Source organism: Calderihabitans maritimus (assembly GCF_002207765.1).
GTDB classification, from domain to species: domain Bacteria; phylum Bacillota; class KKC1; order Calderihabitantales; family Calderihabitantaceae; genus Calderihabitans; species Calderihabitans maritimus.
This window is the reverse complement of record NZ_BDGJ01000042.1, coordinates 27,365-51,909: the sequence shown is the minus strand read 5'-3', so window position 1 is coordinate 51,909 and position 24,545 is coordinate 27,365. Positions and strand designations below refer to the sequence as shown.

The window sequence follows — 24,545 nt, the reverse complement described above, 5'->3', positions numbered from 1 at the left end:
ATTTTTAACATTTAGTATCTCGATATTGTTTCTACCAATAAATATACAAAACTGTGGTCAAGAGTAGAACATTAAACTTTAATTGCGAGGTTCCAAGGAATATTAGACAAAAAAAGGCCGTATGAATTAATGCCTGGAATCTGATACTTAGGTTAACCAGTTAAGTAAAGCTCAAAAATTAATAAGGGCTGTGGGTTTTACCCCGCAGCCCTGTTTTCAAACGCCCTTCAGTCTTCCGTTATTGTTCTTTAAATTCTGGACCATCAAAATAGGTCCAAGTGACGCGTTTTAAGACCTGTTGTTGGAGACCTTTCAGTTATTTCGTAACTGTTCCACATACACACTGAAATCTACCAGGGCCTCTACTCCCTGAAGCAAGTTGCCGGCTGTAATATCCATGGTAACCGTATAAGTAAGATCCTGCGTAGCAGTAGGGGAAATATTAACCTGATTAAGCACCTCAACTGGACCATTCACCAATTCGCCCAGTGTACCCGTGAAAAGCACGGTAGGGTTGTTTTGGTTTGTAGTCTGAACTACCGTTACCAGCATTTTGTTCAGGAACTCGGCAAGCACTGTTGGATCATTGATTCCCCTCACGGTGGCCCCCAACTGAGTAATCTTTACCGCCAGGCTACCGTCATTTGTGACATTGAGTGTCCGGGAATGGTAGTCCCCAGGAGCCCATACGTCCGTGGTATTAATGCCGGGAAACCGGCCGTCATAGGTTCTGCCCTGCTCGCTAGTCACATAAAACATGGGACCCGGCACCGGATCGCCGTCATTCCTGTTGGCGTTGATGGAGACCGTCCCGGCGCTAAAGGTACTGTCGTTACTAGCACTATCACTAAAGATAGCGAAGGTGGCCCTGCCTGCCAGCAAGGATATCATTGCTACGGCAATTCCCATTAAAAACAGTTTTTTGGTCAACACACTCCCCCCCGTCTTCGGGGCGAGAAGGTTGTACCCTCTCACCTGAAAAGATTAATTATTCTTGATCTGCTCGGCACTAAAGGTCAAGTCAAAGCTGCCTTCCTGGCCCTGATAAGTATTATCAGCATCTTGGGGGAATGACCACTCTAAAGTTAGGGTTTCGGTTCCGCCATTGGCGGCGAGTACCCGGTTGAGATCGTATTCGCCGTCCTCAGAAGTTTGGAAAAGCACTCCCCCGTCAGGATCTTTGAGGGTAACTATGATGGGGTGGTTACCGTCGAATAGAGCCCCGTCCACATCAATAGAAACATCGTACCTGAGGTCAAGGCTACCCTCATTATCAACTTTAATTGTTGTACCACCACTGTCTCCAGGAGCAATGTTACTTACCGTGAAGGAAACAATGTCATCATCCGAATTATCATTCAGTTCGATATCTATAGTACCGGCGGCAAAAGTGTTGTTCGAGTTAGTTGCCTCGTCCGTAAACAAAGCAAACGTGGCTCCACCCACCAAAGCAGACACTAAGGCTATTACCAAAAAGCTTAAATAAACTCTCTTCATAGTAATTTTTCTCCTCCTTAGTTCTAAAATCAGTTTTTTGATTTTGGAAACTGAAGGGCGTTGAAAAGCAACTCAGCCTAATTCTCATAAACCTCTCCCTTTACCCCCTCCCTATCCACTTCACCGGTAGCTGTATCTCCGTAGACCCTATCTACAATACCGGATGTATGGGAATTAACCGGTTCGGTTAGGTTCAGAGGCAGGTGAATTTGCTCGAGGTAAACATCCTCATAAACGCTTTTATCGACTTCCTTCTTGATATCCTTAGGGAGATCTACAATGGTCACCGATACCGGCACCTGCTGGTAGTAATAGCTGCCCAGAGAAGTTACCACTACATAGCCCCGATAGAGTCCCGGCGTTTTATCCTTAGTCACCAGCTTAGCGTCAAAATTTCCGGTCTCTCTCGGGTCCAATGACAGGCTCAGGGTGAAGCTCTCAAACAACTCCTTGATCTCCCCCTGCAGAGCAAAACTAACCTGAAGTGAACGCTGCATCAGGTTTCGAATCCTGAAGATGTCGGGAAAATTTTTTCCATTACCTTCCGGCACCTCCCCAAAATACAGCATAAGATCAGTATTTTCCCCTGTAGCCACGGAAAAAGATTCTGGTTCACCCTTCTCCGTTTCCGTGATGCTGGTGGCCTTGGCTTTGCCCGGAAGAAGCATTAAGATTTTATCCGCCGTCACACTGCGGAAATGAGCCTCTGAACGACCGCTGTCGATGAAATCCGAATAAGTTCGGCTTATTAGCATACCGTATTGCAATAGCACAAATAGTAGTAATATTTTTACTGACAGGTTCGGTACCCGCCTTCCTCCAGTCAGGTACCGTAGCCGGTAACTTTCCCTGGATCGCGGATCAAGAGGGGTCGCAAAGCGAGAGGTTGGTGCCCGTGGTTGATCTGTTCTCTTGCTTAACCCTTTGTTCATGGTTCCACTTCCTCTTCTGAGGTGCTTTTCGCCCGGCTTAAGTAACGGTAGACGTTCCTCAATTCGCCCAGTACTATAAACAGTGCGGGGATTACTACCAACACAAGGCCGTATTTGCTGCGGATAAACTTAATGAAGTAACCTGCATAGGGTATATAAAACTCCACCCTGCCGATAACGTTCCTGGCCGGTACAGGGTCCGGGTCAACGCTATCGTTGGCATCGCCACGGGTTATGAACACTAAACCTTTCCCTTCCCGGCCCACTTCCACCACCCTGTGGGTGATAACGGTCTCAGAATCTACATCCTTTCGGTAGGTAATAATATCACCAATCGCAATCTCTTCCGGGTCCACTGGTTTAACGCCTACAATGCTTCCGGCATTGAATGTAGGGCTCATACTGCCGCTCAACACTACCATTAGCTTATATCCAGCCATTTCAGGAGACCCATCGCCCTCCATTTTCCCTTTGACCAGGTAAAAAGTAGACATAACCAAAACTATTAACAGCAGTGCAAACAGCAGATTGCTAACAATTTTTCTCATCCTAGCCATCGATCTTCCCTCCACCTTGACTTATTTTTCCTGCTATGATATATGTTAAGAATAAATTTAAGCCGGCCTTGTTAGAAGGGGTTAAGCAACCTGCATTAACGTGGCTCCACCCACCGAAGCAGGCGCTTAACCCATGACACCTCCTGCTTTTTTGCAGGAGGTGTTTTTTAATTAACAACCATATATTACCAGATTAGATATCCAATGGTCGCCAGAATTTTGTCAACCTCAAAAAAAAATAAGCGACAGAAGTCGCTAATTTTAGTCTAAAAGTGTGGCTTGCCAATCCCAACTGGCGTGCGCTTTTGAGGTACAGAGTTCTCCAATCCTTCCCACAAAAAAAGTTTTCTATCCGACCATCCGTCTCAATGGGGATGGCCCAATTTTTATCAGCCCCATAGTAAAAAATTCTCAGAAAGGTTTACAAGTCGACGGAACTTATGGTAAAATCAAACTAAACATATATAGGTATTATGCATATAAAGGAGGGTGTTGCTTATGTGTGGCAGACATCGTCGCCGGGGCTGTAGGTGCATCAATGTTTCAGTAGAACGATTCATGGAACCCTGTTTGTTATTGTTATTAAGCCGCCGCTCTACTTACGGCTATGATCTCATCCAGAGTTTAAAAGAATTTGGTTTTGCCGATGGGGAAACTGATCCGGGTACCGTATACAGATACCTGCGGCGCATGGAAGAGGAAGGGCTGGTTTCCTCGGAGTGGGATACCAGCGGCGGAGGGCCTGCCAGAAGACTTTACACCCTGACTAGCGAAGGCGAAGACCTGCTGCACGCCTGGGCCGAAAGCATTAAAGAAAACAAAAAGAGGCTAGAATACTTTCTGCAAAAATATCGTGAACAGTTTCCAGATGACTGAGAAGGGAGGTGAATTCTATGTATCAGAGCCATCATTACCGGGAAGGCAACCATTATGGCCGGGGATGCTGTCACCACCGAGAACAAAGACGTCACCAGCACGGGAAATGTTATAAGCAGGAAGATGTAGCGCAGCTGGAGTCATATTTACAAAACCTTCAAAGGCAAATTGAAGCAGTGGAAAACAAGCTTAAAGACCTGAAAGGAGAGGCTTGAAAAGCCTCTCCCTCAAAATCTTAAATGGCATCGTCGCCGCGCTCACCCGTACGTATACGTACCGCATCTTCTACAGGATAAACGAAAATTTTCCCATCGCCTATCTCTCCAGTAAAAGCGTTAGATTTAATAACATTGATAACACCATCGACCCAATCATCTTTTACTACGATTTCAATTTTGACCTTCGGCAGTAAGTCCACCTTGTACTGGCTACCTCGATAAAATTCCGTCTTACCTTGTTGCAATCCACAACCTATCACATGAGTTACAGTCATACCATGAATTCCAAACCTGCCGAGTGCTTCTTTAACGGCCTCTAGTCTTGCCGGTCGAATAATGCATTCAATCTTTTTCAACTAAATCACCCTATTTCATTATTCACTTTTGCTTTTGTTATAAATAAAATTATTCTTTATCCTTACTGAGAATCCTCTCAAATATACAACGGAATCGAGAAATTCATTAGCATTAACCATGTTCAAAAAAAGGGGGCCTTCAACCTGTGTTACAAAGGCCCCTTTTTATGCTTATTATCAAGCGTTCTCTCTTAGCGAGATACTTCTATTTCGGGTTTTGCCATCCTAATCTCCTGGGTTGCAGGTTGAACAGAACTCCCTGGAATAGCAGATCTGAAAACGAAATCACCATATGCCCGCAGACCGTGTTCACCCAAATCCAGCCCTTCCATTTCCTCTTCGGGCGATACACGCAACCCTACCCAAGCATTAATGATACTGAAGACAATCCAACTGCAGAAAACGGACCAGGCAAATACGGCTATAACTCCTATAAGTTGAACCACGAGCAGCGAAATCCCGCCTCCATAAAAGAGCCCACCTTCCGTTGCAAACAGTCCTACCGCCAGAGTTCCAAAAGCGCCGCAAACTCCATGCACCGAAATAGCTCCTACCGGATCATCAATTTTTGCTACCCGGTCGAAATATTCCACGGCGAAAACCATAATTATACCGGCAGCCAAACCAATTATCAGGGCCCCCGTAGGTGAAACCGAAGCTGTACCGGCGGTTATACCCACCAAACCGGCGAGAGCCCCGTTTAAGGTCAAGGTTGGGTCGGGCTTTGAATATTTGATAGTGGTTATTAACATAACTCCGACAATACCAGCCGCACCTGCAAGTAAAGTGGTTGTGGCAATTGAAACAATCTCAGGTGAGGTTCCGGATATAGTACTGCCTGCGTTAAAACCAAACCATCCAAACCAAAGGATGAAAACCCCCAGAGCTCCAAGAGGTATGTTATGACCGGGAATAACCTGTACACTACCATCTTTACCGTATTTCCCTAAACGTGCCCCCACCAAGTAGGCACCCACAAGGGCCGACCATCCACCAACAGAGTGGACAACAGTTGATCCGGCAAAATCAATAAATCCTAATCTTGAAAGCCAACCCCCGCCCCATACCCAATGACCGACGACCGGATATATAATTGCCGTCATAACTACGGTGAAAATACAGTAAGCCACAAATTTAAACCTTTCCGCAACGGCACCGGACACGATGGTTGCTGATGTGGCAGCAAAAACTGCCTGAAACAACCAAAAACCAAGAGTAGGGATACCAAAATCTAAGTCACTAATGTTTTCCATCCAAAACCCTTTGGTTCCAATAATACCACCCACATCAGGCCCAAACATTATGCCAAAGCCCACGGCAAAAAAGACAATAACGCCAATGGCAATCGTCGCCAAGTTTTTCATAATGATATTAACCGTATTCTTGCTCTGGGTAAAACCTGATTCTACCATAGTAAAACCTGCATGCATTAAGAACACCAAAAATGCCGCCAAAAGTGTCCATATGGTGTCAATGGCTAGCGCATTACTGGCAGGTGTTGGCTCAGCCGCCCATACTCTTCCCGGAAAAACAAACCATAATAAAGCTCCCCATAAAGATACCATAACTCCTTTGCCAAACATCCATAAACCCTCCTTGGTCATAAAATTAAAAAAAGGCCCTTTGGTTGAAAGTAAAACCCCAAAGCACCGCTGCTTTTAACTATATGGCACTTCATCGTACCATATAGTCATGGGTAAGCAGTATCAGTACTAAAAACAGAAACGTCCCCTCGTAGTCTTAACCTACTCAGGGACGTCTTCGCCCGGTACTGATATTGGACACCATTGCCCAAAAATATTTTTTTGGCTAAATATATTATACCAGCCTTTTCACTATAGTCAACGGTTAAACGTATTGTATACAAAATAATATAGAGTTAAATTCTAAAATCAACTGAAATCACATAAAGTAAGGTAGGTATCCTCTTCCCTAATGACCTGTAATGAACGAAAGAGAATACCTACCTAAAAACCAACACGGTATATAAAATTTTCCCAAACTAAATTGCTTCTTCTCCTACTTCCCCGGTACGAATTCGGATCGCGTTCTCTACCGGGTAAATGAAAATCTTGCCGTCACCTATTTCACCGGTAGCTGCTTTAGCTCTGATTATTTCAACCACCTTCTCCACTAGTTCATCTGTAGTTACTATTTCTATTTTAACTTTGGGTAGCAAATTAATGGTATAGGTACTTCCGCGGTAAACTTCCGTCTTGCCTTTCTGCAATCCACAACCGATTACATTGGTTACCGTCATACCATGGATACCGAATTCACCCAGGGCCTCTTTAACCTCTTCAAATTTAGACGGCCGAAGAATGCATTCTATCTTTTTCATAGGCAATCCCTCCGCTGGGTAATCTTATTAAAGGGTAACACTAGTATCACGGGCAACAAAATCTGGATAAGCCTCTAAGGCATGTTCACCGCGGTCAAGACCGGCCACTTCCTCTTCTTCGCTAACCCGCAGGCCTATTGTGCTCTTAATAACTTTGAAGAGAATATAAGATGTAACTACAGTCCATATGAATACGGCTACAACTCCCAGCGCCTGTACTCCCAGTAGTTTCGCACTGCCGCTATAAAGCAAACCTTCTTCCACGTCAAGTAAACCAACCATCAGTGTCCCGAAAGCCCCGCATATTGCGTGGACTGCCACTGCTCCTACTGGATCATCAACTTTAAGGACTTTATCAATAATCTCTACTGCTATAACTATGAGAATACCGGAGAGCACACCGATAATTACAGCTCCCAAAGGGTTTACAAAAGCACAACCGGCAGTAATACCGACCAATCCACCGAGGGCACCGTTAAGAGTTAAACTGACATCCGGTTTGCCGTATCTGATCCAGCTGGTAATCATGGCTAGAGTGGCTCCTGCTGCCGCCGCCAGGTTGGTATTTAACGCAATCAATGCTATGCTCAAGTCCGTACCCGCCACCGTACTACCGGGGTTAAAACCAAACCAGCCAAACCATAGAATGAATACGCCTAACGCTCCTAGGGTAATGCTGTGTCCGGGAATGGCATTAACCGAGCCGTCTTTGCCGTATTTACCAATCCGCGGACCGAGAAGCGCCGCTCCTATCAGGGCTGCCCAGCCGCCAACGGAATGAACTACCGTAGAACCGGCGAAATCCTTAAATCCTAAGTTGGCTAGCCAGCCACCACCCCAAATCCAGTGCCCGACCACGGGATATATAATTGCACTTATAACCACACTGTAGATTAAATAAGCGGTAAACTTAGTTCTTTCCGCCATGGCTCCAGACACGATGGTCGCAGCCGTGGCGGCAAACACAGTTTGAAAGATGATGAAGGCCCATACAGGCATCCCATCACCCTGATCCACAACTAGGGCAAAACCATCGGTCCCTATAAGACCGAACTTGTCGGCTCCAAACATGATTCCATAACCGATCAACCAGTAAACTAGAGAACCGGCACTGAAATCCATTAGATTTTTCATGATAATATTCCCAGCATTTTTGGCCCGGGTAAACCCTGCTTCAACCATAGCAAAACCTGCCTGCATGAAAAATACCAGAAAAGCAGCTATAAGAGTCCATACGGTATCCAGCGCCACCGCATTACTTTCAGCCGTAGGCCCTTCTGCGGCTAACGCCAAAGCTGGAAATACCAACGCCATTAACGCCTGTAGAACAATCAAACTTGTAAATCTCTGTAACATAGTTATCCCCCCTCCATTTTTATTGAGAATTCCTTAAACTGACCGCGTATTTCTCATTTACCACCCCCTTGGACTTTTTAAAGTAAAAAGTAAAAAGGCTCTCAGAAAATTTCCTGGTTCCGAGAGCCTCATTGCCCTATATGGAGCGCCAATGCTCCTAAAGAATTGTAAGCTATTGGATAATTAGATTGAAAAACGGCGCTTTGGTGGCAGAGAAAACTCCAAAGCGCCGTTGCTTCAGACTACACGGTACCTCACCGCACCCAGTAGTCGCTTGAATCTTAATTTTTAAGCCTAAGTTAAAACTTGGTTAAATACTGATCAATTTCCCATTGATGAACCTGTTTTCTGTAATTATCCCATTCAATCCGCTTGGCCTCCATGAACCGACTGTAAACATGCTCACCTAAGGCCGATTTAATAACCTCGTCTTTCTCCAGCTCATCTAACGCTTCCGCCAAGCTGCCGGGAAGACTTTCAATACCCAGTTCTAATCTCTCCGCTTCCGTCATGGTATAAATGTTGCGATCTGTCGGTGGCGGAGGAGTTATGCTGTTTTTAATCCCATCCAGTCCCGCCTTAAGCATAACGGCAATTGCCAAATAAGGATTGCAGGACGGATCAGGGTTTCTTAACTCAATTCTAGTGGACATACCTCTTTTAGCCGGTACACGGATTAAGGGGCTGCGGTTACGGGGCGACCAGGCAATGTAAACAGGAGCTTCGTAGCCCGGTACCAGCCGTTTGTACGAATTAACAGTCGGGTTGGTAATGGCAGCTATTGCTCTGGCGTGTTTCATTAAACCTCCGATGTAATAATAGGCAATTTCACTTAATTCCAGCTTCCCATTAGGATCATAAAAAGCATTTTTGCCATCTTTCATTAGGGACTGGTTGGTATGCATACCAGAACCGTTAATTCCAAAAACCGGCTTGGGCATGAAAGTCGCATGCAATCCATGACGCTGCGCTATAGTTCGAACCACGAACTTGAAAGTTACAATATTATCAGCGGTGGTAACTGCATCGGCATACTTGAAATCTATCTCATGCTGTCCCGGAGCAACTTCATGATGAGAAGCTTCTATCTCGAAACCCATTTGTCCCAAAGCCAGAGCCATATCACGCCGGGCGTTTTCCCCCTGGTCTACCGGAGATAAATCAAAATATCCGGCTTTATCGTGGGTTTCCAGAGTAGGTCTGCCGTCTTCCGTTGTATGGAACAAGAAAAATTCCAGTTCAGGTCCAACATTCATAGTGTATCCCATTTCCGCCGCTTCAGCTATAACTTTTTTCAAAATTCCCCGCGGGCAACCCTCAAAAGGCGTTCCGTCGGGATTGTACACATCGCAAATTAATCTGGCAACAGCTCCCTGGTTCGGGCGCCAGGGAAAAATAGTAAAGGTGTTTGGATCCGGGCGCAGGTACATATCAGATTCTTCAATGCGGACAAAACCTTCGATGGAGGAACCGTCAAACATTAATTCTCCATCCAACGCCTTTTCCAGTTCATCAATAGTAATAGCTACGTTTTTCAGTACTCCAAAAATGTCTGTAAACTGCAGTCGAATAAACTGTACGTCCAAATCCTTTGCTTTTCTCAAGACATCTTCTTTAGTAAGTTCAGGTTTCATACACAGACCTCCTTGCGACTATTTTCGAATTGAAAACAAAAAACGTCCTCACGTAGGTAGACTAACCTACCATGAGGACGCCTTCGCCCACAATTACCTTTTGGACACCCTTGCCCACATATATTTTCTTTTTTTATAGATTATACCACCTATTTACAAAAAGTCAATCATTTTTTTTTGAGGATTTGGACTGAAAAAACTAGTTATCGTTTAAATAAATATCAGGGACAATATGGCAACAAATATGATAGTAACAATTCCCTGCACAAGGGTGGCCATAGAATGGGTCTTATAGGCCAAAGAAGTATCCAAGTTGGAAAACTGGCTAACCACCCAGAAATAACTATCGTTGGCATGAGAAACAGTCATAGCCCCTGCCCCTGTGGCCAACACTACCAGGGCTTTTGCCATTTCCGAATCTAAACCTAATGAAGGCAACATAGGGGCGACAATAGCAGAAGTAGTTATCAAGGCCACGGTAGAAGAACCCTGAGCCGTCTTTAATGCTGCTGCAATTACAAAAGGTAGGAAAATGCCAATATTGTATTGGGCCAATGTGTTGCCCAGGTAATCACCAATAGGGGTTGCTTTTAGAATACTGCCAAAAGCTCCTCCTGCACCGGTGATCATAATAATAGATGCAGCATTTTTCAATCCTTCTCCGACCCAACCGTTGATATACTCCTCCGACCACCGGGGAATCAACCTAAACGCCAGAAAGGTCCCCAACAACAGGGCAACCGTCGGATCACCCATAAAATCTAAGATAACCTTCACTTTGCCCTCACCAAAAGGTGCGCTGGGGAAATCGGCAATTGATTTGAGAGTTATCAGTAGGATAGGTACCACTATGGGGGCAAAGGCATCAAATACACCTGGCAGATCCCGCTGTGCCTCTTGACCCTCGCTAGTATTCAATTTAATATCCGGTTCAACATAATATTTTGAACCCACCTTCACAGCCCAAAGATATCCTGCAATAATGGCGGGAACAGAAGCTATCAAACCCAGAAGGATAACTCTTCCTAAGTCAGCACCAATAGTCCCTGCAGCTGCAATCGGTCCCGGCGTTGGAGGTACCAAGGTATGAGTTGCATATAGACCCGTGGAAAGGGCCACGGCCATTACAGCCATGGACATTTTTGCTTTTTTGGCAAGGGACTTGTTAAGGGATGACAGAATGACAAAACCGCTGTCGCAGAACACAGGAATAGAAACTATAGCGCCTGTTATAGACATTGCCAGGGCAGTTCTGGCCTTTCCTACGATTTTCAATACAGTATTCGCCATAGTCAATGTACCGCCTGATTTTTCAAGTAAAGTACCAATAATTGTCCCGGCTATAATAACAATCCCTATATAGTCTAGAATTCCTCCGAAACCACCGGTAATCTTGTCAATGACTTCCAAAGCCGGCATGCCAGATACTAACCCTACTCCAAACGCTGCCAAAAGCAGCACCAGAAAAGCATGCAACCTAACCTTTGCAGTCATAAAGATGATAAAAACAATTGCTAAAATTAGGATTAGCAATAAAACTGGCCCTTGAACCATATCGATGAATACCTCCTCCTTTTAAAAAAGTTTTGATATGCATAAATATTTGGAAATCTTTAAATATCACCTACCTTCTGTTATTATTGTTATCAAACGTTTCCTTTTTTCAAACTGTATATTCTCATAATATTTTCAACTGTTTCAGCAAGCCATAAACGAGTGTTTTCCATCGCTTCTTTTAGAGAAACCGGCTCTTTGATCGCACTGAATACCGCATCTATACCGTGTTCAAACACAACCCGTGCTTCTTTACCCAGCGTTCCCGCTACGGCAATTACAGGAATTCCGAACTCCTTGGCAGTTCTGGCCACCCCTAGGGGAGTCTTGCCGGAAATAGTCTGTCTGTCTATCTTACCCTCTCCCGTAAAGACCAGGTCTGCATCCTTCAGGAAGTCCTTTAATTTTGTTGTCTCAATTACAATTTCAATCCCCGGACGCAACCGGGCATTTAAAAAAGCAAGCGCTCCGGCGGCGATGCCACCGCCCGCTCCCGCCCCGGGTACGTCTTTTACTTTCTTATCTAAAAACGAATCAATAACGGCCGCGTAATGTTCTAAAGCCTTGTCCAACTCCTTAACCATTTCAGGGGTTGCTCCTTTTTGTGGTCCGTAAACGGCCGATGCTCCATTCGGCCCGCAAAGAGGATTATCTACATCGCAAGCAAGTTCAAATTCGGTCTCCGTAAGCCGGGGGTCCATGGTTTTTACATCAATTTGAGCCAGCCTAAGAAGTTCCTTGCCGCCAAAACCAATTTCACGGCCACAGCTGTCCACTAGTTTTGCCCCCAGAGCTTGCGCCATTCCTGCACCACCATCATTAGTGGCACTACCGCCTATGCCAAGAATTATCTTTCTACATCCCTTATCCAAGGCGGCTTTTATTAACTCACCCGTACCATAAGTAGTAGTGATAGCGGGATTGCGTTTATCTTCAGGCACTAAAGGAAGGCCTGAGGCAGCAGCCATCTCAATAACTGCCGTTTTCCCATCCCCTGTTACCCCAAAAAAAGCCTGAACCTTATTTCCCAAAGGCCCTGTTACCGTATGATAAAAAATTTCTCCTCCCGTAGCATCTACCAATGCTTCAACGGTACCTTCTCCTCCGTCGGCCATGGGAAGCTTTATTACTTCTGCCTCCGGGTAGACTGCTTTGACACCTTTTTCAATACTTTCAGCAACTTCTCGGGCCGATAAACTGCCCTTAAAAGAGTCCGGTGCTACTACTATCTTCATCGATATCCCCCTGGACAAAACACTTTTACCTTTTGGTTAAAAAATTTCCGAATTTAATTTCAATTGTAATATAAGGATTTTGTTTATTCAATCCATATAAAAAACAAAACAAAGCCAATAAATCGGCTTATTTTTGTATAAAGTGCACAAAACTGTTATTCGCCTTTCAAGTACCTGTACAAGCGATAAGCAAAATTAAATAGAAAAGCATCACTGCAACGCTGCAAATTCAGCCCGTTTTTTTCTTCCAATACCCTTAATCTGTAAAGAAGGGTATTGCGGTGTATAAATAGTCGCTTGGCCGCCTGGTTTACATTAAGATTGCTCTTCATTAAATAATCAAACGTTCGTGCTAACTTGTGGTCCTCAAAAATCTCTTTCGCCTTCTCCATAGTTCCAAACAATCCCTTTATTATAGACCAGCCAACCGAAGGAGGGATAAAGGGTAAAACGTAATCTGTACCGAGGTCTGTTACACGGGCAACACCGTTTTCATAAAAATCCTTTAACTTCGAAATTACTTTTAGCACTAAAGAAGCTTCCTGATAAGAAGACCTTATGCCTTCCAAACCCTTATAGGGATTACCTATTCCAATGAAAACTTCGGCCCCTAGTTTATTACCTAGCAACTCTTTAATTTTATATACCCAACTAAAATCAGCCCCTGGTTTAAAGAACTCCTGCTGCTTTTTTAAAATAACCAGCTTGTTGGCACTTAAGGGAGTAACAACATCCTCAGAAGTGAAAAAGCCGGCCATCTGCTCTGTGGATTGTTCCAAATTTCGCAAATCGTTTTCATTAGCATTCTTAATTTCTATAAGGATCACCGCTCTGGATACATCCAAATCAAAGCCATAAATCTGGGCTCTACTTACCAAGGAATCTATGTCCTTATAGTTTTCGTCTAGAAGATCTCTGATAAAATAATTCCTGGCGTCATTCTTATACTCAATTTCTTTCATTAGAAAAAACTGGCGCAGCATCAACTCTACCATATTCTTTACTATTTTCCCATAATTTCTTATCTCATTAGGATCGCCGGTGATCCCAACCACACCAACGATCGAATCGCCGAATATAATGGGCATATTAATTCCCGGCTTTACTCCATAAAATTTTCCTGCCTCTTCGGGACAAATTTCGATGGTCCGCCCCTCTTTGACCACCCGAGCAGCAATTTCGTGAAAGGTGTTTATTCTCTTCTTATCCCCGCTTCCGATAATTATTCCATTTTTGTCCATAATGTTTATATTTCTACCCAGAACCTCTATAGTTTGATCAACTATTTGCTGTGCTAAATCCTTATCTATTTTCAACTGCATTACCTCCCGTATTTGTCATCCTTTTTTCAATATTCCCCGATCATCTCCTTTTTCCTATCCAGCCGTTCAAATTAAAGATTTAAACATGGCCTTAAAAAAATAAAGGAACCACAGGGAAATATATCGAATATTTGCAAAATATTCGACTATAAGGAACGGGAGGGCCCTCAATGAAACCCTTGGCTCTAATCTACCACCCTGATTACCTCCAGCATGAAACTGGTACCCATCCGGAAAACCAAAAAAGACTAAAGGTCATTATGAACTTTTTAAAAGAACGCGGCTATCTAAACCGGCTAGATGTGCTGACGCCAGAACCCGCCATTCCACAACATGTACACATGGTTCATATCTCGAAATATGTTTCTGAAATAGCGTCCATAGCTCAACATGGCGGAGACCGGTGGGATTGGGATACCATTATTAGTCCCAAATCCTACGAAGTAGCTCTTCTAGCCGCCGGGGGAACCATCTTGGCAGTAGAAAAGGTAGTTCGAGGGGAATATCAAACGGCCTGGGCTTTAGTCCGGCCGCCGGGACACCATGCGGAACCGGACCGGGCCATGGGATTTTGCCTCTTTAACAATGTAGCTATAGCGGCTCGATACGCTCAGAAGGTATTGGGACTGAAACGGATACTGATTGTGGACTGGGACGTACATCACGGCAACGGCACCCAAACTGCTTTCTGGAACGACTCCAGCGTCCTCTTTTTCTCTGTTCACCAAAAACCCCTTTATCCCGGAACCGGCGCTGCAGAAGAATCGGGAGGTGCAGAAGCTAAAGGATATACCGTAAACGTACCTTTGCCTCCCGGGACCGGAGACTCGGGATACCGTTATGCTTTTGAAAACATTTTGATTCCAATTGCGGAAAAGTTTAAACCTCAATTGGTGATGGTTTCAGCCGGTTTGGACGCGCACTATGCCGATCCTTTGGCTAATATGAACCTCACCAATTCCGGTTTTAAGACTTTAACAGCCTTAGTCTGCCAGTTGGCTGACAGTACATGTCAAGGCAAAGTAGTATTGGCCCTTGAGGGCGGTTATAACCTCGACGTTCTGCCTTACACGGTGGCCAGCATCATTAGCCAACTGACCGGAAGCGAAGATTTAAATTTGAAAGAACCGGAACCTGCTCCTCCGGACAGGTTTGACTCTTACCTGAAATCTCTGATTGATAAAATCTCAGCATACCATAAACAGTTTTGGATTTAAGGATTTTATTCTTATTTTCCACCCAGTCCTTGACACCTCAAACCCCATGGGGGTATAATGATTATACCCCCATGGGGTAATTAACTTTAAGAGGAGGTAGCCTAATGCCCATCTACATCGATTTAGACAAATGTGACCAAAACCCGGATTGTCCCGCAGCTTCTTATTGCGTACCAATGGCCCTACAATTTGATAAGGAAAAAAACAGACTTGTTTATGATCCTGCCAAATGCAAAAACTGCGGTACATGTGTGGTTCATTGTGGCCCTGTAGCTCTTTACCAATACAATGACGAAGAAGAATTAAAACTCCTCAAAGAAGAGCTGGAGAGAATGAAAACCACAACCTGAAGTTGCGCTTTTTCACAAATTCTTCACATTTTGCTTATGGTTTCCTGACATTTCCCGCTTACAATAAAGACAAACCTAAGGTACAGGGAGGTGTCAGGAATGAAAAAATATGTGATTATTGCCATTGCAGCTTTGCTTTTAGTATCATTATTCCTTTCAACAGCGTTAGCGGCGGAAAATAAGAATAATTTAGCTCCATATCCCCAATTTGACGAAGATTTCTTCCAACAAATGTGGCAGTTTTGCAGCGGAATGATGGGATATGGTATGATGGGCGGGTACTATCAAAATCAGAATTACAGCGGCTACGTACCTTACGGTGGAATGATGTGGTAGGCATTGCTTTGAAACCCCGCCTCTTTATAGCCCCCGTTGGTGAAAGCGGGGGTTATATTTTAACTACAAAAATTGTTCAAAATCACGAATTCAAAACAACCATAAGGGGTGGTAAATGTTGCCGAAACGGAATCTTTTAGTTCTTGTAGTTACTGCAGCTATTTTGCTGGTACTGCTGACAGGTTGTTCTTCCGATAATTCAACAACTTTACCAGGGGAAAAAGAACTAACCCCCAGTTCAGACAACCAACTGACTGCCGAACAATTATATTTCCGTACGGACAACGGAGAAGGAGGAGTACAGGTTGGCGTCCTTTGGGCCGCTCCCGAGTATTTTCGTTTAACTAATCAGGAGGAATTAATAACCGAATTAGACCTGGAAGACAATTTAGTATTTGAAATTTCCATGACTACTCATTCGGGAGACTTAAGTAATTTTCCTGTATTAGAAAAAACCCAATTGACCGTAGATGGTGTCGCACTTAAACCGATCAAATGGGAAGTGTTGAGCAATAGCAGCCATCATCCGGCCGGCATGCTGTTTTTTCCCGCGAAAGATGAGGACGGTAATCCCGTCTTGAAAGCTAACTCCGTTATAGAACTGAACTTAAAAGATTTGAAAGGTATTCCCGACCGAAAGTTTGTATGGAAACTACCTCTGTAACACATTTAGCTTCCTGCTTCGGTAACAAAAGGGAGGAGAAGATATGGACCAAAAAAGAAGAATCATAATGCGCTCATTTCTCTTGGGTACAGGTGCCTGTATAGGCTTGCTACTCTTCTATTTCCTATTGGTAGGATTGGTTGAATCCTGGTCCCATGCTACTGAATTAATCATTAAAGATGCTTTCTTCGCAGGCGCAATTTCCCTGGGCTTCGGAATACAAATCGGACTTTTCAGTTACATCAAACAACTGCAGAAATTGGTGCGCACCAGGAGCGTCACCGCCATGGCAGCCTCCGGTACTGGTACATCCACCGTTTCCATGGTAGCCTGTTGCCTTCATCACCTCGGAGACGTACTACCTATCATAGGTTTGTCCGGAGCCAGTCTTTTTCTTGAACAGTACCGGTATCCATTGATGTGGGTGGGTATTGCTTTTAATCTGGTCGGAATTTTTATCTTGCTGCGGATAGTAAACAAGAACCGCCTCTGGCCCAAATATGTTTTTGCCGATTAGTTGTTAGACAACTCATGCCTTTTTGTCAAAATTCCTGGACAACGGCAAAGTAAAAGACCACCAACACCGGTGGTCTTTCAATAATTGAAACTTGATATTATTCTGAGCCTTAATTTTCCCTGGCTTCCTTTATTTTAGTTACAAAAGCCCAAGCCGTCTCCGTGACTTTTTTATAATCACCATTTTGACCTACTTTAGTAAGTTCTCCGCCAACACCTACAGCTACGGCACCCGCTTTAATCCATTCCTTCACGTTATCCAAAGTGATCCCTCCTGTTGGTACCAAAGGTGCATGTGGCAGCGGTCCCCGGATGGCCGAAATTACTTTAGGCCCAAACACACTACTAGGGAAGAGTTTGATCATGTCCCCGCCGGCTTCCATAGCGTTAACTACTTCCGTGACTGTCATAGCACCAGGAAGTACAACCTTCTGATAGCGATTACAAACCTTGATTACTTCTACATTCGTATGGGGACATACGATGAATTCTGCTCCTGACAGTATAGCTATTCTGGCCGTCTCTGCATCCAATACCGTTCCGGCACCCAGTAAAAGCCCCGAACCAGCAAAAATATTCGATAATTTCTCCAAAGCCTGGTGAGCCTGAGGCACCGTAAAGGCCACCTCAATAGCCTTGATGCCCCCTTCTGCTACCGCCTTGGCCAGTTCTACAGCCCGTTCAACATTATCAGCTCTAATTACCGAAATAATACCTGTCTCCAAAATAGTATTTAAAGATCTAAATTTTTCCACAAAAACTCACCTCTTTTTATCTTTATTCTAACTTATTGGTAAAATCTCTCCCGCATGAAGCATAGCAACGATAGAGGCATCTTCCCCTTTTTCTTGTAAAGCATAGGATAATGCCTCCTGTACTGTAGAAGCAGGAATAAAGCCTATCTTTTCTTTTACCTTATCAGGAATATTGGGACAGACCATAATGCCATGGCCCTTTTCCTTAATAACTCTGCCCACATGGACCAAGTGGGCAGCTACAGTTAGGTCCTCTAATTCTTTTTTCTGTACTAGCTCTTCTACTTCTTTCAGTGGAAGGTAACCGAATTTTTCAATTTCAGGATGAGTTGTGGATACTCCTTCCGGACAGGGTGTTACCAAAATAACATAACCCCCATCTTTAACAACTAACTCGGAAGCGTAAATACCTTTGGCCGCCTGCCACAGCTCAATATCGGCCGGATAGGAATCAACGATTACGATATCAGCTTTAGGAACCTCAACCCCGTAAACTTCTTTTGCTAGATCACACCCCGCCCGATGAGCAGCGATTAAATCACCGGCAAATACTCCTACTACTTCTCCCTTTAGATCCTGTACCACATTAACAATAAAATCCAGCCCCATGAGCCTAGCCGATTCATCTATTTGTTCTCGTACTAGGTTATCTCTTTTACCCATAATTTCCGTACCGGGGACTAATGCACTGAGCCAATGGATATCACCAATAGTTTTGCCGATGGATACTCCCGGTTGAACAATCTTTCCTCCTCCCGAAAACCCGGCCACTCTATGAGGCACGATATGCCCTAATCCTATTACAAAATCAGCCTCCGCTAATAGTCTATTTCCCCACACTTCTATTCCTCTAGAAGTCTTTCCATAATAGATATTGTCTTCTACTCGATCCCACAAATGGTTAACTATTTTATATTCATCAACTACATTCCCGCCTAACTTGGCTACCAACTCTTTGCGGAGCATAGGACGGTGCGTCCCTAATGCTATTAAAATAGTAATATCCTCTTTTCTAACACCTAACCCGTGTAAATAAGGCAGCAACACTTTCAAAATTTTATCAGCAGGCGTAAGACGAGTATTGTCATCACATACAATTAAAATCTTGTCTCTCTTCCCTACTATATCCTCTAGTTTGCCAGTTCCGATAGGTTGTTCTAAAGCTTGTCGGACCAGCTTCTCAACATCCAAGTTATTCTCTCTCATTTTGGGTTTGAACACACCGCATAAATTTTTGTCAGGTATTTCTACTCCTTTAATCTCCGGATAATAGAATTTAAGCAGCATATAAATCAACTCCAGTTCAATTTAAATTAGCGATGGTAACCATAAAACTAGGAAAGGCACATAGGTAATTAGCATTAAAACCACAAATAATACGAGATACATCGGCATTAATTCTTGAACTAATTTCTCCAATTTAATTTTGGAGATAGAAGTGGTAACATATAAAACTGTTCCTACCGGTGGTGTAATTAAACCAACACATAGATTGGCAACCACGATAACACCAAAATGAACCGGATCAACTCCATAAGCCTTGCTAACCGGCAGTAGAATAGGTACTAACAGAAATAGAGCAGGTGTTAAATCAATAACCATACCCACAAAAAATAACAAGATATTTAGCACTAATAGAAAAATCCATTTGCTCTGAGTAAAATTCATCAAGAATTCAGTTAAACTTTGAGGTACCTGAGCAACTGCCAGATACCAGGTCAAAGCCATAGCAGCACCACAGACCAACATCACTACTCCTGTATTCAAGGCAGCTCCTTTTAAAATCTCAGGATACTCTTTTAACTTCACCTTGTAAACCACAAACGAAATGATCACTGCGTAGATTACAGCTATGGCTCCTGCCTCAGTAGCCGTAAAAATGCCGGCAATAATTCCTCCTAAAATAATCAGGGGTAAAATTAAAGCCCAGATGGTTTTCTTAAATACTTGAAGAAATTCTTTAAAATTAACACTCTTACTTACCGGGTAACCTCTTCTTTTAGCAACATAGTAAGAATATCCGAAAAGAGATAAACCTATTAAAATTCCTGGGATAGTACCGCCTAGAAACAATTTAGCAATAGATATCTGGGCAATGGAACCGAGAATAATCATAGGAATACTCGGAGGAATGATGGGACCAATTATGGCAGAGGCAGCCGTAATAGCAGAAGAAAAAGGCTTATCATATCCGTCTTTCTCCATCATAGGTATCTCCAGAGACCCCAAAGCTGCCGTGTCGGCCACTGCAGAGCCACTGATGCCGGCAAATAACATACTTCCTACTACATTTACGTAAGCCAGTCCACCTCTAAATCGCCCAACTATAGCATTGGCAAATTTAAGAATATCGTGTACCAATCCGGCTCTATTCATAATCTCTCCAGCCAACATGAAGAAAGGAATGGCTAATAAGGTATATACATCAATTCCTGTCACTAATCTTCTCGCCAGTACCATCGGTTCAGGCATACCGATAAAAAACATTAGGACTATAGCGGTTAATCCTACTGCAAAACCTATTGGCACCCCTATGATGGTAAATCCAATTAACGAAACAAGAAAGGTTAAAATTGCCGCCAACTTAACCACCTCACCGGTCCGCTAATCTACAGTCATCTTTTTTCCAGACCAATACCAGTGCTCTTATTACTTCCAAAATCATTATGATTGTTGCAAAAGGAACTGCCGCATATTTCCAAGCAACCGAAATACCTAGGATAGCAGTCTTTTGAATATAGACTTTCGAAATATAATCAATACCGCCTTTCAACAGATAAACCAGAAATAGCAAAATTAATGTATTTATCACGGTTAATAGCAATTTGTTAACAACGCCACTAGTTTTGTCCAGGAGTACAACAAAAGAAGGATGTAGTCCTCTTCTCAAACCGGCAACTATGGCCATACAGGACATCCAAACAAAAGTCAACCTGCTCACTTCGTCTATCCAGGTAAAGGCCATACCAAAATAACGAGCGACAACGTTTACTGAAATTGAACCTACCATGATTATTAGCATAGCAATCATTATGGCGTCCACTAATCTGTACACATATCCGAAAATCCTAGACATGGTTATCTCTATAACACCCTTTCCATTCAGTGAGATTCAGGTGTTGGCATAAGCCAACACCTGAATAATTGTACATTACAGATATTGCTCACCCAACTTTTGAATATCTTTGATAATATCTTCTGTTTCCGGATATTTCTCAATATACTCATCAACAATAGGCTTAACTCGCTCTATAAATGGTTTGAGATCCGGGTATGTTACTTCTACGCCCTTTTCAGTTATATCCTTAATGATCTCTTCTTCTTGGTCACGAACTGCATTCAATATCGCCTCAGCCGTGTTCTGAGCAGCTTCTTCGACCAACGCTTTTTCATCTTCCGTTAAGCTGTTCCAAACATCCATGTTAATGACTATATATCCAGGACTGTACATGTGGTTAGTTATTGCCACATACTTCTGTACATCATAAAATCCGGCATAATAAGAAGTGGCAAGCGGATTATCCTGTCCGTCTACTACTCCTTGTTGCAAGGCGGTAAAAATTTCACTGAAGTTCATGACCACAGTATCGAAACCTAAAGCTTTCATCTCTTTAATAATGGTCTCGCCCTGGAAAACACGTAGCTTAATGCCTTTGCAATCTTCAATAGACGTGATCGGTCTTTTGTTATTTGATACAACCCTAAAACCATTAGGGAAGGATGCTAAAACCTTAACATTCAACGGCTCTAAATATTTGTAAATGCGTTCCCCTATAGGCCCATTTAATACAGCATTGGCATGCTCATAATTGACAAACATATAAGGCAGCTGCATAATTCTAAATTGAGGGACAGTATTTTCCCACATATTACCAGTCATTGCCATTTCTATATTTCCTAGCTGTACGCCCTCGATAAATTCTTGCTCATTCCCCAACTGATTGTTAGGATAAATCTCTACTTTTATTTTCCCACCAGTTTTTTCTTCAACTACGGCTTTAAACTTATCCCGCAAGGCTTGGTTTACAGGGTGATCTGCAGCATAATAATTAGCAATTTTCAGAGTCACCGACTTAGTTGGTGGCGTCTGCTTGTTATCATTGTTGTCGGCCGATTGGTTGTCTACCTTATTACCTCCACAACCGACAATCAAAGCAGCCATGGCAAATAAAATCAAGACAAACATACCGACTTTCTTCAGCTTCACTTTTTCCGACCTCCCGTTATTACAATTTTTTCGTTTTACAAAACCTTTTTTCCAGAAGGTTAGACCCTCACCTGTGCCCGCATCCCCCCTCACAAAATATCAATTTTTCAGACGACTTATTGCCGCAATTCGGCCAAAGCCTGAAATTCCTCAACCATTTTCCAATAAATCCTCTTGTAAACCTGATAAAGCTTCTGGTAATAAAGATGTAGTTCGTCGTCCGGTTCACAAACATTTCTAACCTGAATGATCTTCCGGACGTCCTCAATATTAGACAGTACTCCCATACCCACCATGCCCAACAAAGCAGATCCTAGGGCAGAACTTTCAACGGTATTAGGGACATTGATCTTCCTATTAAATACGCTACTCAATATCTGCAACCAGATAGGAGACTTAACAAATCCTCCACAGACACGAATTTCTTCGTTTGAACCAACAATTTCTTCTAAAATTTCAAAAACACTGTATAGTCTAAAAACAATACCTTCCAAAGCAGCCCGTACCAGATGCTTTTTTCGATGTTCCAAGCCAAGTCCTAAGAGCACTCCTCTAGCTTGCGAATTCCAGTAGGGGCTTCGTTCCGCATTCAGAAAAGGAAGAAAAATTAGGCCCTGTGCTCCCGGAGGAACTTCTGCTGCTAAGGTATTAAGAACATGATATATAGACTGTCCCTGTTCCAATTTTCCCTTTTCATCTTCAAAGAAGGTATCGGCCAACCACTGGTAAACCAGACCACCGTTGTTAATTGCTCCACCGACTATCCAACGTCCATCGGTTACATGATAGCACCAAGTCCTTTCCTGGGAGTCTAATTTGGGTTCATAACTGGTAACGCGAACGGCTCCACTAGTGCCAACCGTTACGACTGCCGCTCCCGGGCTGGTAACTCCAGACCCTAAATTGGCCAGGGCACCGTCTCCTGACCCTATTACCCATGGTACTTCCGGCGATAGACCCATAGCCTGCGCCGGTTCAGGTAGCATAGGCTTCAATACGGTTAAAGTTGATACCGTCTCCGACAACTGCGATTTTTTAATTTGCAAAAAATCTAAGATAGCATCATCCCAATTTAACTGGTGTATATTAAACAAACCACTGGCCGAAGCAACGGAATAATCTACCTTTAATGAGCCAAATAATTTTAAAAGGATGTATTCCTTAATGGAAATAAATTTAGTCGCCTGGTTAAAAGTTTCCGGACGGTTTTTCCGCAGCCAGGCTATTTTAGCTAAGGGATAAAGGGGATGAACCGGACAGCCGGTACGATGATAGAAATCCTTAGCCTCTTCTGTCTTTTTAATATCAGTGGCTACAGAGGCGCTTCGCAAGTCTTCCCAAATAATAGACCGGGTTAGAAGTTGATTACGGTTCCCCAAAGCTATAAGGCTGTGATATACGCTGCTCAAACCTACTCCTTCAACAGTGAACCGCTGTTCCGTAAGTTTTTGGGTAACGCTGCGTACCGCTTTAATCATCGCTCCGTAAATTTTTTCCGGGTCCTGTTCGGCCCAGCCGGGATACGGGTAAATAGTAGGATACTTAACTTTTTCGAGGGTCAGGATAGTTCCCTTACAATCGATAGCCAAAACGCGGCAACTTCCTGTACCGATGTCAACACCAAGAAAGGCTGATTTCGTACTCACTAACTTCACCCCGTTAACCGACAACTACGTAATCGGGAGTGTTACCGGCAAAAAACTTCACAATGCTCTCCGCCGCTGTACAGCCCATACGGTGGTTGGCTTCATAAGTATAGGCACCAATATGTGGTGTAGTAACTACCTGACTTAAGCTTAAGAGCATATTATTCGATGGGGGTTCTTCAGCGTAGGCATCCAATGCAGCACCTGCCAATCTACCTTCCTTCAACGCAAGATAAAGAGCTTTTTCATCAACTAATTCACCCCGAGCGGTATTGATTAAAATAGCCTCCGGCTTCATTAAATCGATAGTTTTCTCGTTTATAAGATGTCGCGTTTCTTCCGTCAAAGGTACATGAAGGGAAACAAAATCGGATTCGGACAACAATTTTTCTAATGAAACATACGTAAAACCTATTTCTTGAGCCGCCCGGTTATTGGGAAATTTATCATAAGCCAGTATTTTCATCTCAAAACCTTGAGCCCGCCGGGCTACGGCTAAACCGATACGGCCAGTACCTATAATACCTAGAGTTTTTTTCCATACTTCTCGCCCTACCACTCTATCCCATTTTCCGTTTTTAGTGATTATATCGGCATGGGGTATCTGTCGGGCAGCTGCTAAAAGAAGACCGAAAGTCAGGTCGGCTACTGATATATAATTACTATCCGGAGCATTGGTAACCATTATGCCTCGACGAGCTGCCGCCTTCAGGTCAATATTATCTACCCCTACGCCATGCTTACATATAATCCGCAATTTATCGGCAGCCTCGATCACTTTTTCCGTAACAGGATCCACACCGACAATCAGAGCATCCACTCCTTTAATCCTGTCCACCAACTCAGCTTCTTTAAGAGGGCGGCCTTCCTGATTTCTAATTAGCTGAAAACCTGCTCCTTCTAAAATTCTCTGAGGTTCTCGGGAATAACGGGAAAAGGATAGTGCTGTAACTAAAACTGTTTTACTCAATCTTCA

At 43.5% G+C, this 24,545-nt stretch carries 26 protein-coding genes; 7 read left to right on the top strand and 19 right to left on the bottom strand.

The window, feature by feature from the left end; translation table 11 throughout:
- Positions 1–312: 312 nt before the first annotated feature.
- From KKC1_RS05090 to KKC1_RS05075, 4 genes are all read right to left on the bottom strand, one after another.
- Positions 313–930 carry a TasA family protein gene (locus tag KKC1_RS05090; protein WP_088553414.1) on the bottom strand — a complete coding sequence of 206 codons (618 nt, stop codon included), beginning with the start codon at positions 928–930 and terminating at the stop codon, positions 313–315.
- A 54-nt stretch (positions 931–984) separates the two neighbouring features.
- Positions 985–1,497, bottom strand: a complete 513-nt coding sequence (locus tag KKC1_RS05085; protein ID WP_088553413.1) for a TasA family protein — start codon at positions 1,495–1,497, stop codon at positions 985–987.
- A gap of 77 nt (positions 1,498–1,574) precedes the next feature.
- The gene (locus tag KKC1_RS05080) at positions 1,575–2,429 is read right to left on the bottom strand and encodes a hypothetical protein (RefSeq protein WP_088553412.1); all 855 of its coding nucleotides are present in this window, start codon (positions 2,427–2,429) and stop codon (positions 1,575–1,577) included.
- Positions 2,426–2,986 carry a signal peptidase I gene (locus KKC1_RS05075; RefSeq protein ID WP_088553411.1) on the bottom strand — a complete coding sequence of 187 codons (561 nt, stop codon included), beginning with the start codon at positions 2,984–2,986 and terminating at the stop codon, positions 2,426–2,428. The genes KKC1_RS05080 and KKC1_RS05075 overlap by 4 nt, the downstream gene beginning before the upstream one ends.
- A gap of 498 nt (positions 2,987–3,484) precedes the next feature.
- Here KKC1_RS05075 and KKC1_RS05070 point away from each other — a divergent pair, with 498 nt between their 5' ends.
- Together KKC1_RS05070 and KKC1_RS05065 are read left to right on the top strand one after the other, a co-directional pair.
- Complete coding sequence (locus KKC1_RS05070; protein WP_088553410.1) at positions 3,485–3,862, top strand: helix-turn-helix transcriptional regulator; 378 nt, start codon at positions 3,485–3,487, stop codon at positions 3,860–3,862.
- Positions 3,863–3,879: 17 nt separating this feature from the next.
- Positions 3,880–4,077, top strand: a complete 198-nt coding sequence (locus tag KKC1_RS05065; protein WP_088553409.1) for a hypothetical protein — start codon at positions 3,880–3,882, stop codon at positions 4,075–4,077.
- A gap of 20 nt (positions 4,078–4,097) precedes the next feature.
- Here the strand turns inward: KKC1_RS05065 and KKC1_RS05060 are convergent, their stop codons facing one another.
- The 8 genes from KKC1_RS05060 to KKC1_RS05025 form a co-directional block, all read right to left on the bottom strand.
- The gene (locus tag KKC1_RS05060) at positions 4,098–4,436 is read right to left on the bottom strand and encodes a P-II family nitrogen regulator (RefSeq protein ID WP_088553408.1); all 339 of its coding nucleotides are present in this window, start codon (positions 4,434–4,436) and stop codon (positions 4,098–4,100) included.
- A 191-nt stretch (positions 4,437–4,627) separates the two neighbouring features.
- The gene (locus KKC1_RS05055) at positions 4,628–6,001 is read right to left on the bottom strand and encodes an ammonium transporter (RefSeq protein WP_428844927.1); all 1,374 of its coding nucleotides are present in this window, start codon (positions 5,999–6,001) and stop codon (positions 4,628–4,630) included.
- Positions 6,002–6,438: 437 nt separating this feature from the next.
- Positions 6,439–6,777 carry a P-II family nitrogen regulator gene (locus tag KKC1_RS05050; protein ID WP_088553406.1) on the bottom strand — a complete coding sequence of 113 codons (339 nt, stop codon included), beginning with the start codon at positions 6,775–6,777 and terminating at the stop codon, positions 6,439–6,441.
- A gap of 27 nt (positions 6,778–6,804) precedes the next feature.
- The gene (locus KKC1_RS05045) at positions 6,805–8,091 is read right to left on the bottom strand and encodes an ammonium transporter (protein ID WP_238134211.1); all 1,287 of its coding nucleotides are present in this window, start codon (positions 8,089–8,091) and stop codon (positions 6,805–6,807) included.
- 341 nt (positions 8,092–8,432) lie between these two features.
- Complete coding sequence (gene glnA / locus KKC1_RS05040) at positions 8,433–9,767, bottom strand: type I glutamate--ammonia ligase (RefSeq protein WP_088553404.1); 1,335 nt, start codon at positions 9,765–9,767, stop codon at positions 8,433–8,435.
- 210 nt (positions 9,768–9,977) lie between these two features.
- Positions 9,978–11,321, bottom strand: a complete 1,344-nt coding sequence (locus tag KKC1_RS05035) for a GntP family permease (protein WP_088553403.1) — start codon at positions 11,319–11,321, stop codon at positions 9,978–9,980.
- 92 nt (positions 11,322–11,413) lie between these two features.
- On the bottom strand, positions 11,414–12,556 hold the full coding sequence (locus KKC1_RS05030; RefSeq protein WP_088553402.1) for a glycerate kinase: 1,143 nt from the start codon (positions 12,554–12,556) through the stop codon (positions 11,414–11,416).
- A 155-nt stretch (positions 12,557–12,711) separates the two neighbouring features.
- Positions 12,712–13,872 carry a CdaR family transcriptional regulator gene (locus KKC1_RS05025; RefSeq protein WP_192868084.1) on the bottom strand — a complete coding sequence of 387 codons (1,161 nt, stop codon included), beginning with the start codon at positions 13,870–13,872 and terminating at the stop codon, positions 12,712–12,714.
- A 176-nt stretch (positions 13,873–14,048) separates the two neighbouring features.
- Between KKC1_RS05025 and KKC1_RS05020 the strand changes: the two genes are divergently transcribed.
- The 5 genes from KKC1_RS05020 (at position 14,049) to KKC1_RS05000 (ending at position 16,962) form a co-directional block, all read left to right on the top strand.
- Complete coding sequence (locus KKC1_RS05020) at positions 14,049–15,095, top strand: histone deacetylase family protein (protein WP_088553400.1); 1,047 nt, start codon at positions 14,049–14,051, stop codon at positions 15,093–15,095.
- 104 nt (positions 15,096–15,199) lie between these two features.
- A complete protein-coding gene (locus tag KKC1_RS05015) occupies positions 15,200–15,445 on the top strand; it encodes a 4Fe-4S ferredoxin (protein ID WP_088553399.1) in 246 nt (81 codons plus the stop codon).
- A 99-nt stretch (positions 15,446–15,544) separates the two neighbouring features.
- Positions 15,545–15,781, top strand: a complete 237-nt coding sequence (locus KKC1_RS05010; RefSeq protein ID WP_088553398.1) for a hypothetical protein — start codon at positions 15,545–15,547, stop codon at positions 15,779–15,781.
- A gap of 115 nt (positions 15,782–15,896) precedes the next feature.
- A complete protein-coding gene (locus KKC1_RS05005) occupies positions 15,897–16,445 on the top strand; it encodes a hypothetical protein (protein ID WP_202819955.1) in 549 nt (182 codons plus the stop codon).
- Between the two features lie 43 nt (positions 16,446–16,488).
- Complete coding sequence (locus tag KKC1_RS05000) at positions 16,489–16,962, top strand: hypothetical protein (protein ID WP_192868083.1); 474 nt, start codon at positions 16,489–16,491, stop codon at positions 16,960–16,962.
- A gap of 109 nt (positions 16,963–17,071) precedes the next feature.
- On the opposite strand, the gene KKC1_RS04995 is transcribed toward KKC1_RS05000, so the two are convergent.
- The 7 genes from KKC1_RS04995 to KKC1_RS04965 all read right to left on the bottom strand — a co-directional run bounded on the left by KKC1_RS04995 (position 17,072) and on the right by KKC1_RS04965 (position 24,539).
- Positions 17,072–17,716, bottom strand: a complete 645-nt coding sequence (locus KKC1_RS04995; protein WP_088553396.1) for a bifunctional 2-keto-4-hydroxyglutarate aldolase/2-keto-3-deoxy-6-phosphogluconate aldolase — start codon at positions 17,714–17,716, stop codon at positions 17,072–17,074.
- A 27-nt stretch (positions 17,717–17,743) separates the two neighbouring features.
- On the bottom strand, positions 17,744–19,003 hold the full coding sequence (locus KKC1_RS04990) for a nickel-dependent lactate racemase family protein (protein WP_088553395.1): 1,260 nt from the start codon (positions 19,001–19,003) through the stop codon (positions 17,744–17,746).
- A 21-nt stretch (positions 19,004–19,024) separates the two neighbouring features.
- Entirely contained in the window at positions 19,025–20,299 is a 1,275-nt protein-coding gene (locus KKC1_RS04985; RefSeq protein WP_088553394.1) for a TRAP transporter large permease, read from the bottom strand.
- Between the two features lie 10 nt (positions 20,300–20,309).
- Entirely contained in the window at positions 20,310–20,771 is a 462-nt protein-coding gene (locus KKC1_RS04980) for a TRAP transporter small permease (protein WP_192868082.1), read from the bottom strand.
- Between the two features lie 96 nt (positions 20,772–20,867).
- Complete coding sequence (locus KKC1_RS04975; RefSeq protein WP_088553392.1) at positions 20,868–21,923, bottom strand: TRAP transporter substrate-binding protein; 1,056 nt, start codon at positions 21,921–21,923, stop codon at positions 20,868–20,870.
- Between the two features lie 116 nt (positions 21,924–22,039).
- The gene (locus KKC1_RS04970; RefSeq protein WP_192868081.1) at positions 22,040–23,569 is read right to left on the bottom strand and encodes a gluconokinase; all 1,530 of its coding nucleotides are present in this window, start codon (positions 23,567–23,569) and stop codon (positions 22,040–22,042) included.
- A 13-nt stretch (positions 23,570–23,582) separates the two neighbouring features.
- Positions 23,583–24,539, bottom strand: a complete 957-nt coding sequence (locus KKC1_RS04965; RefSeq protein WP_088553390.1) for a phosphoglycerate dehydrogenase — start codon at positions 24,537–24,539, stop codon at positions 23,583–23,585.
- Between the last annotated feature and the right edge of the window lie 6 nt (positions 24,540–24,545).

Excerpts from the sequence above, each read along its gene's own strand:
- KKC1_RS05080 (WP_088553412.1), bottom strand. The coding sequence starts at position 2,429 with ATGAACAAAGGGTTAAGCAAGAGAACAGATCAACCACGGGCACCAACC.
- KKC1_RS05035 (WP_088553403.1), bottom strand. The coding sequence starts at position 11,321 with ATGGTTCAAGGGCCAGTTTTATTGCTAATCCTAATTTTAGCAATTGTT.
- KKC1_RS05020 (WP_088553400.1), top strand. The coding sequence starts at position 14,049 with ATGAAACCCTTGGCTCTAATCTACCACCCTGATTACCTCCAGCATGAA.
- KKC1_RS05075 (WP_088553411.1), bottom strand. The coding sequence starts at position 2,986 with ATGGCTAGGATGAGAAAAATTGTTAGCAATCTGCTGTTTGCACTGCTG.
- KKC1_RS05045 (WP_238134211.1), bottom strand. The coding sequence starts at position 8,091 with ATGGCGTTGGTATTTCCAGCTTTGGCGTTAGCCGCAGAAGGGCCTACG.
- KKC1_RS05055 (WP_428844927.1), bottom strand. The coding sequence starts at position 6,001 with ATGGTATCTTTATGGGGAGCTTTATTATGGTTTGTTTTTCCGGGAAGA.
- KKC1_RS05010 (WP_088553398.1), top strand. The coding sequence starts at position 15,545 with ATGAAAAAATATGTGATTATTGCCATTGCAGCTTTGCTTTTAGTATCA.
- KKC1_RS05085 (WP_088553413.1), bottom strand. The coding sequence starts at position 1,497 with ATGAAGAGAGTTTATTTAAGCTTTTTGGTAATAGCCTTAGTGTCTGCT.
- glnA (WP_088553404.1), bottom strand. The coding sequence starts at position 9,767 with ATGAAACCTGAACTTACTAAAGAAGATGTCTTGAGAAAAGCAAAGGAT.
- KKC1_RS05005 (WP_202819955.1), top strand. The coding sequence starts at position 15,897 with ATGTTGCCGAAACGGAATCTTTTAGTTCTTGTAGTTACTGCAGCTATT.
- KKC1_RS05065 (WP_088553409.1), top strand. The coding sequence starts at position 3,880 with ATGTATCAGAGCCATCATTACCGGGAAGGCAACCATTATGGCCGGGGA.
- KKC1_RS05050 (WP_088553406.1), bottom strand. The coding sequence starts at position 6,777 with ATGAAAAAGATAGAATGCATTCTTCGGCCGTCTAAATTTGAAGAGGTT.
- KKC1_RS05070 (WP_088553410.1), top strand. The coding sequence starts at position 3,485 with ATGTGTGGCAGACATCGTCGCCGGGGCTGTAGGTGCATCAATGTTTCA.
- KKC1_RS05030 (WP_088553402.1), bottom strand. The coding sequence starts at position 12,556 with ATGAAGATAGTAGTAGCACCGGACTCTTTTAAGGGCAGTTTATCGGCC.
- KKC1_RS05000 (WP_192868083.1), top strand. The coding sequence starts at position 16,489 with ATGGACCAAAAAAGAAGAATCATAATGCGCTCATTTCTCTTGGGTACA.
- KKC1_RS04990 (WP_088553395.1), bottom strand. The coding sequence starts at position 19,003 with ATGCTGCTTAAATTCTATTATCCGGAGATTAAAGGAGTAGAAATACCT.
- KKC1_RS05015 (WP_088553399.1), top strand. The coding sequence starts at position 15,200 with ATGCCCATCTACATCGATTTAGACAAATGTGACCAAAACCCGGATTGT.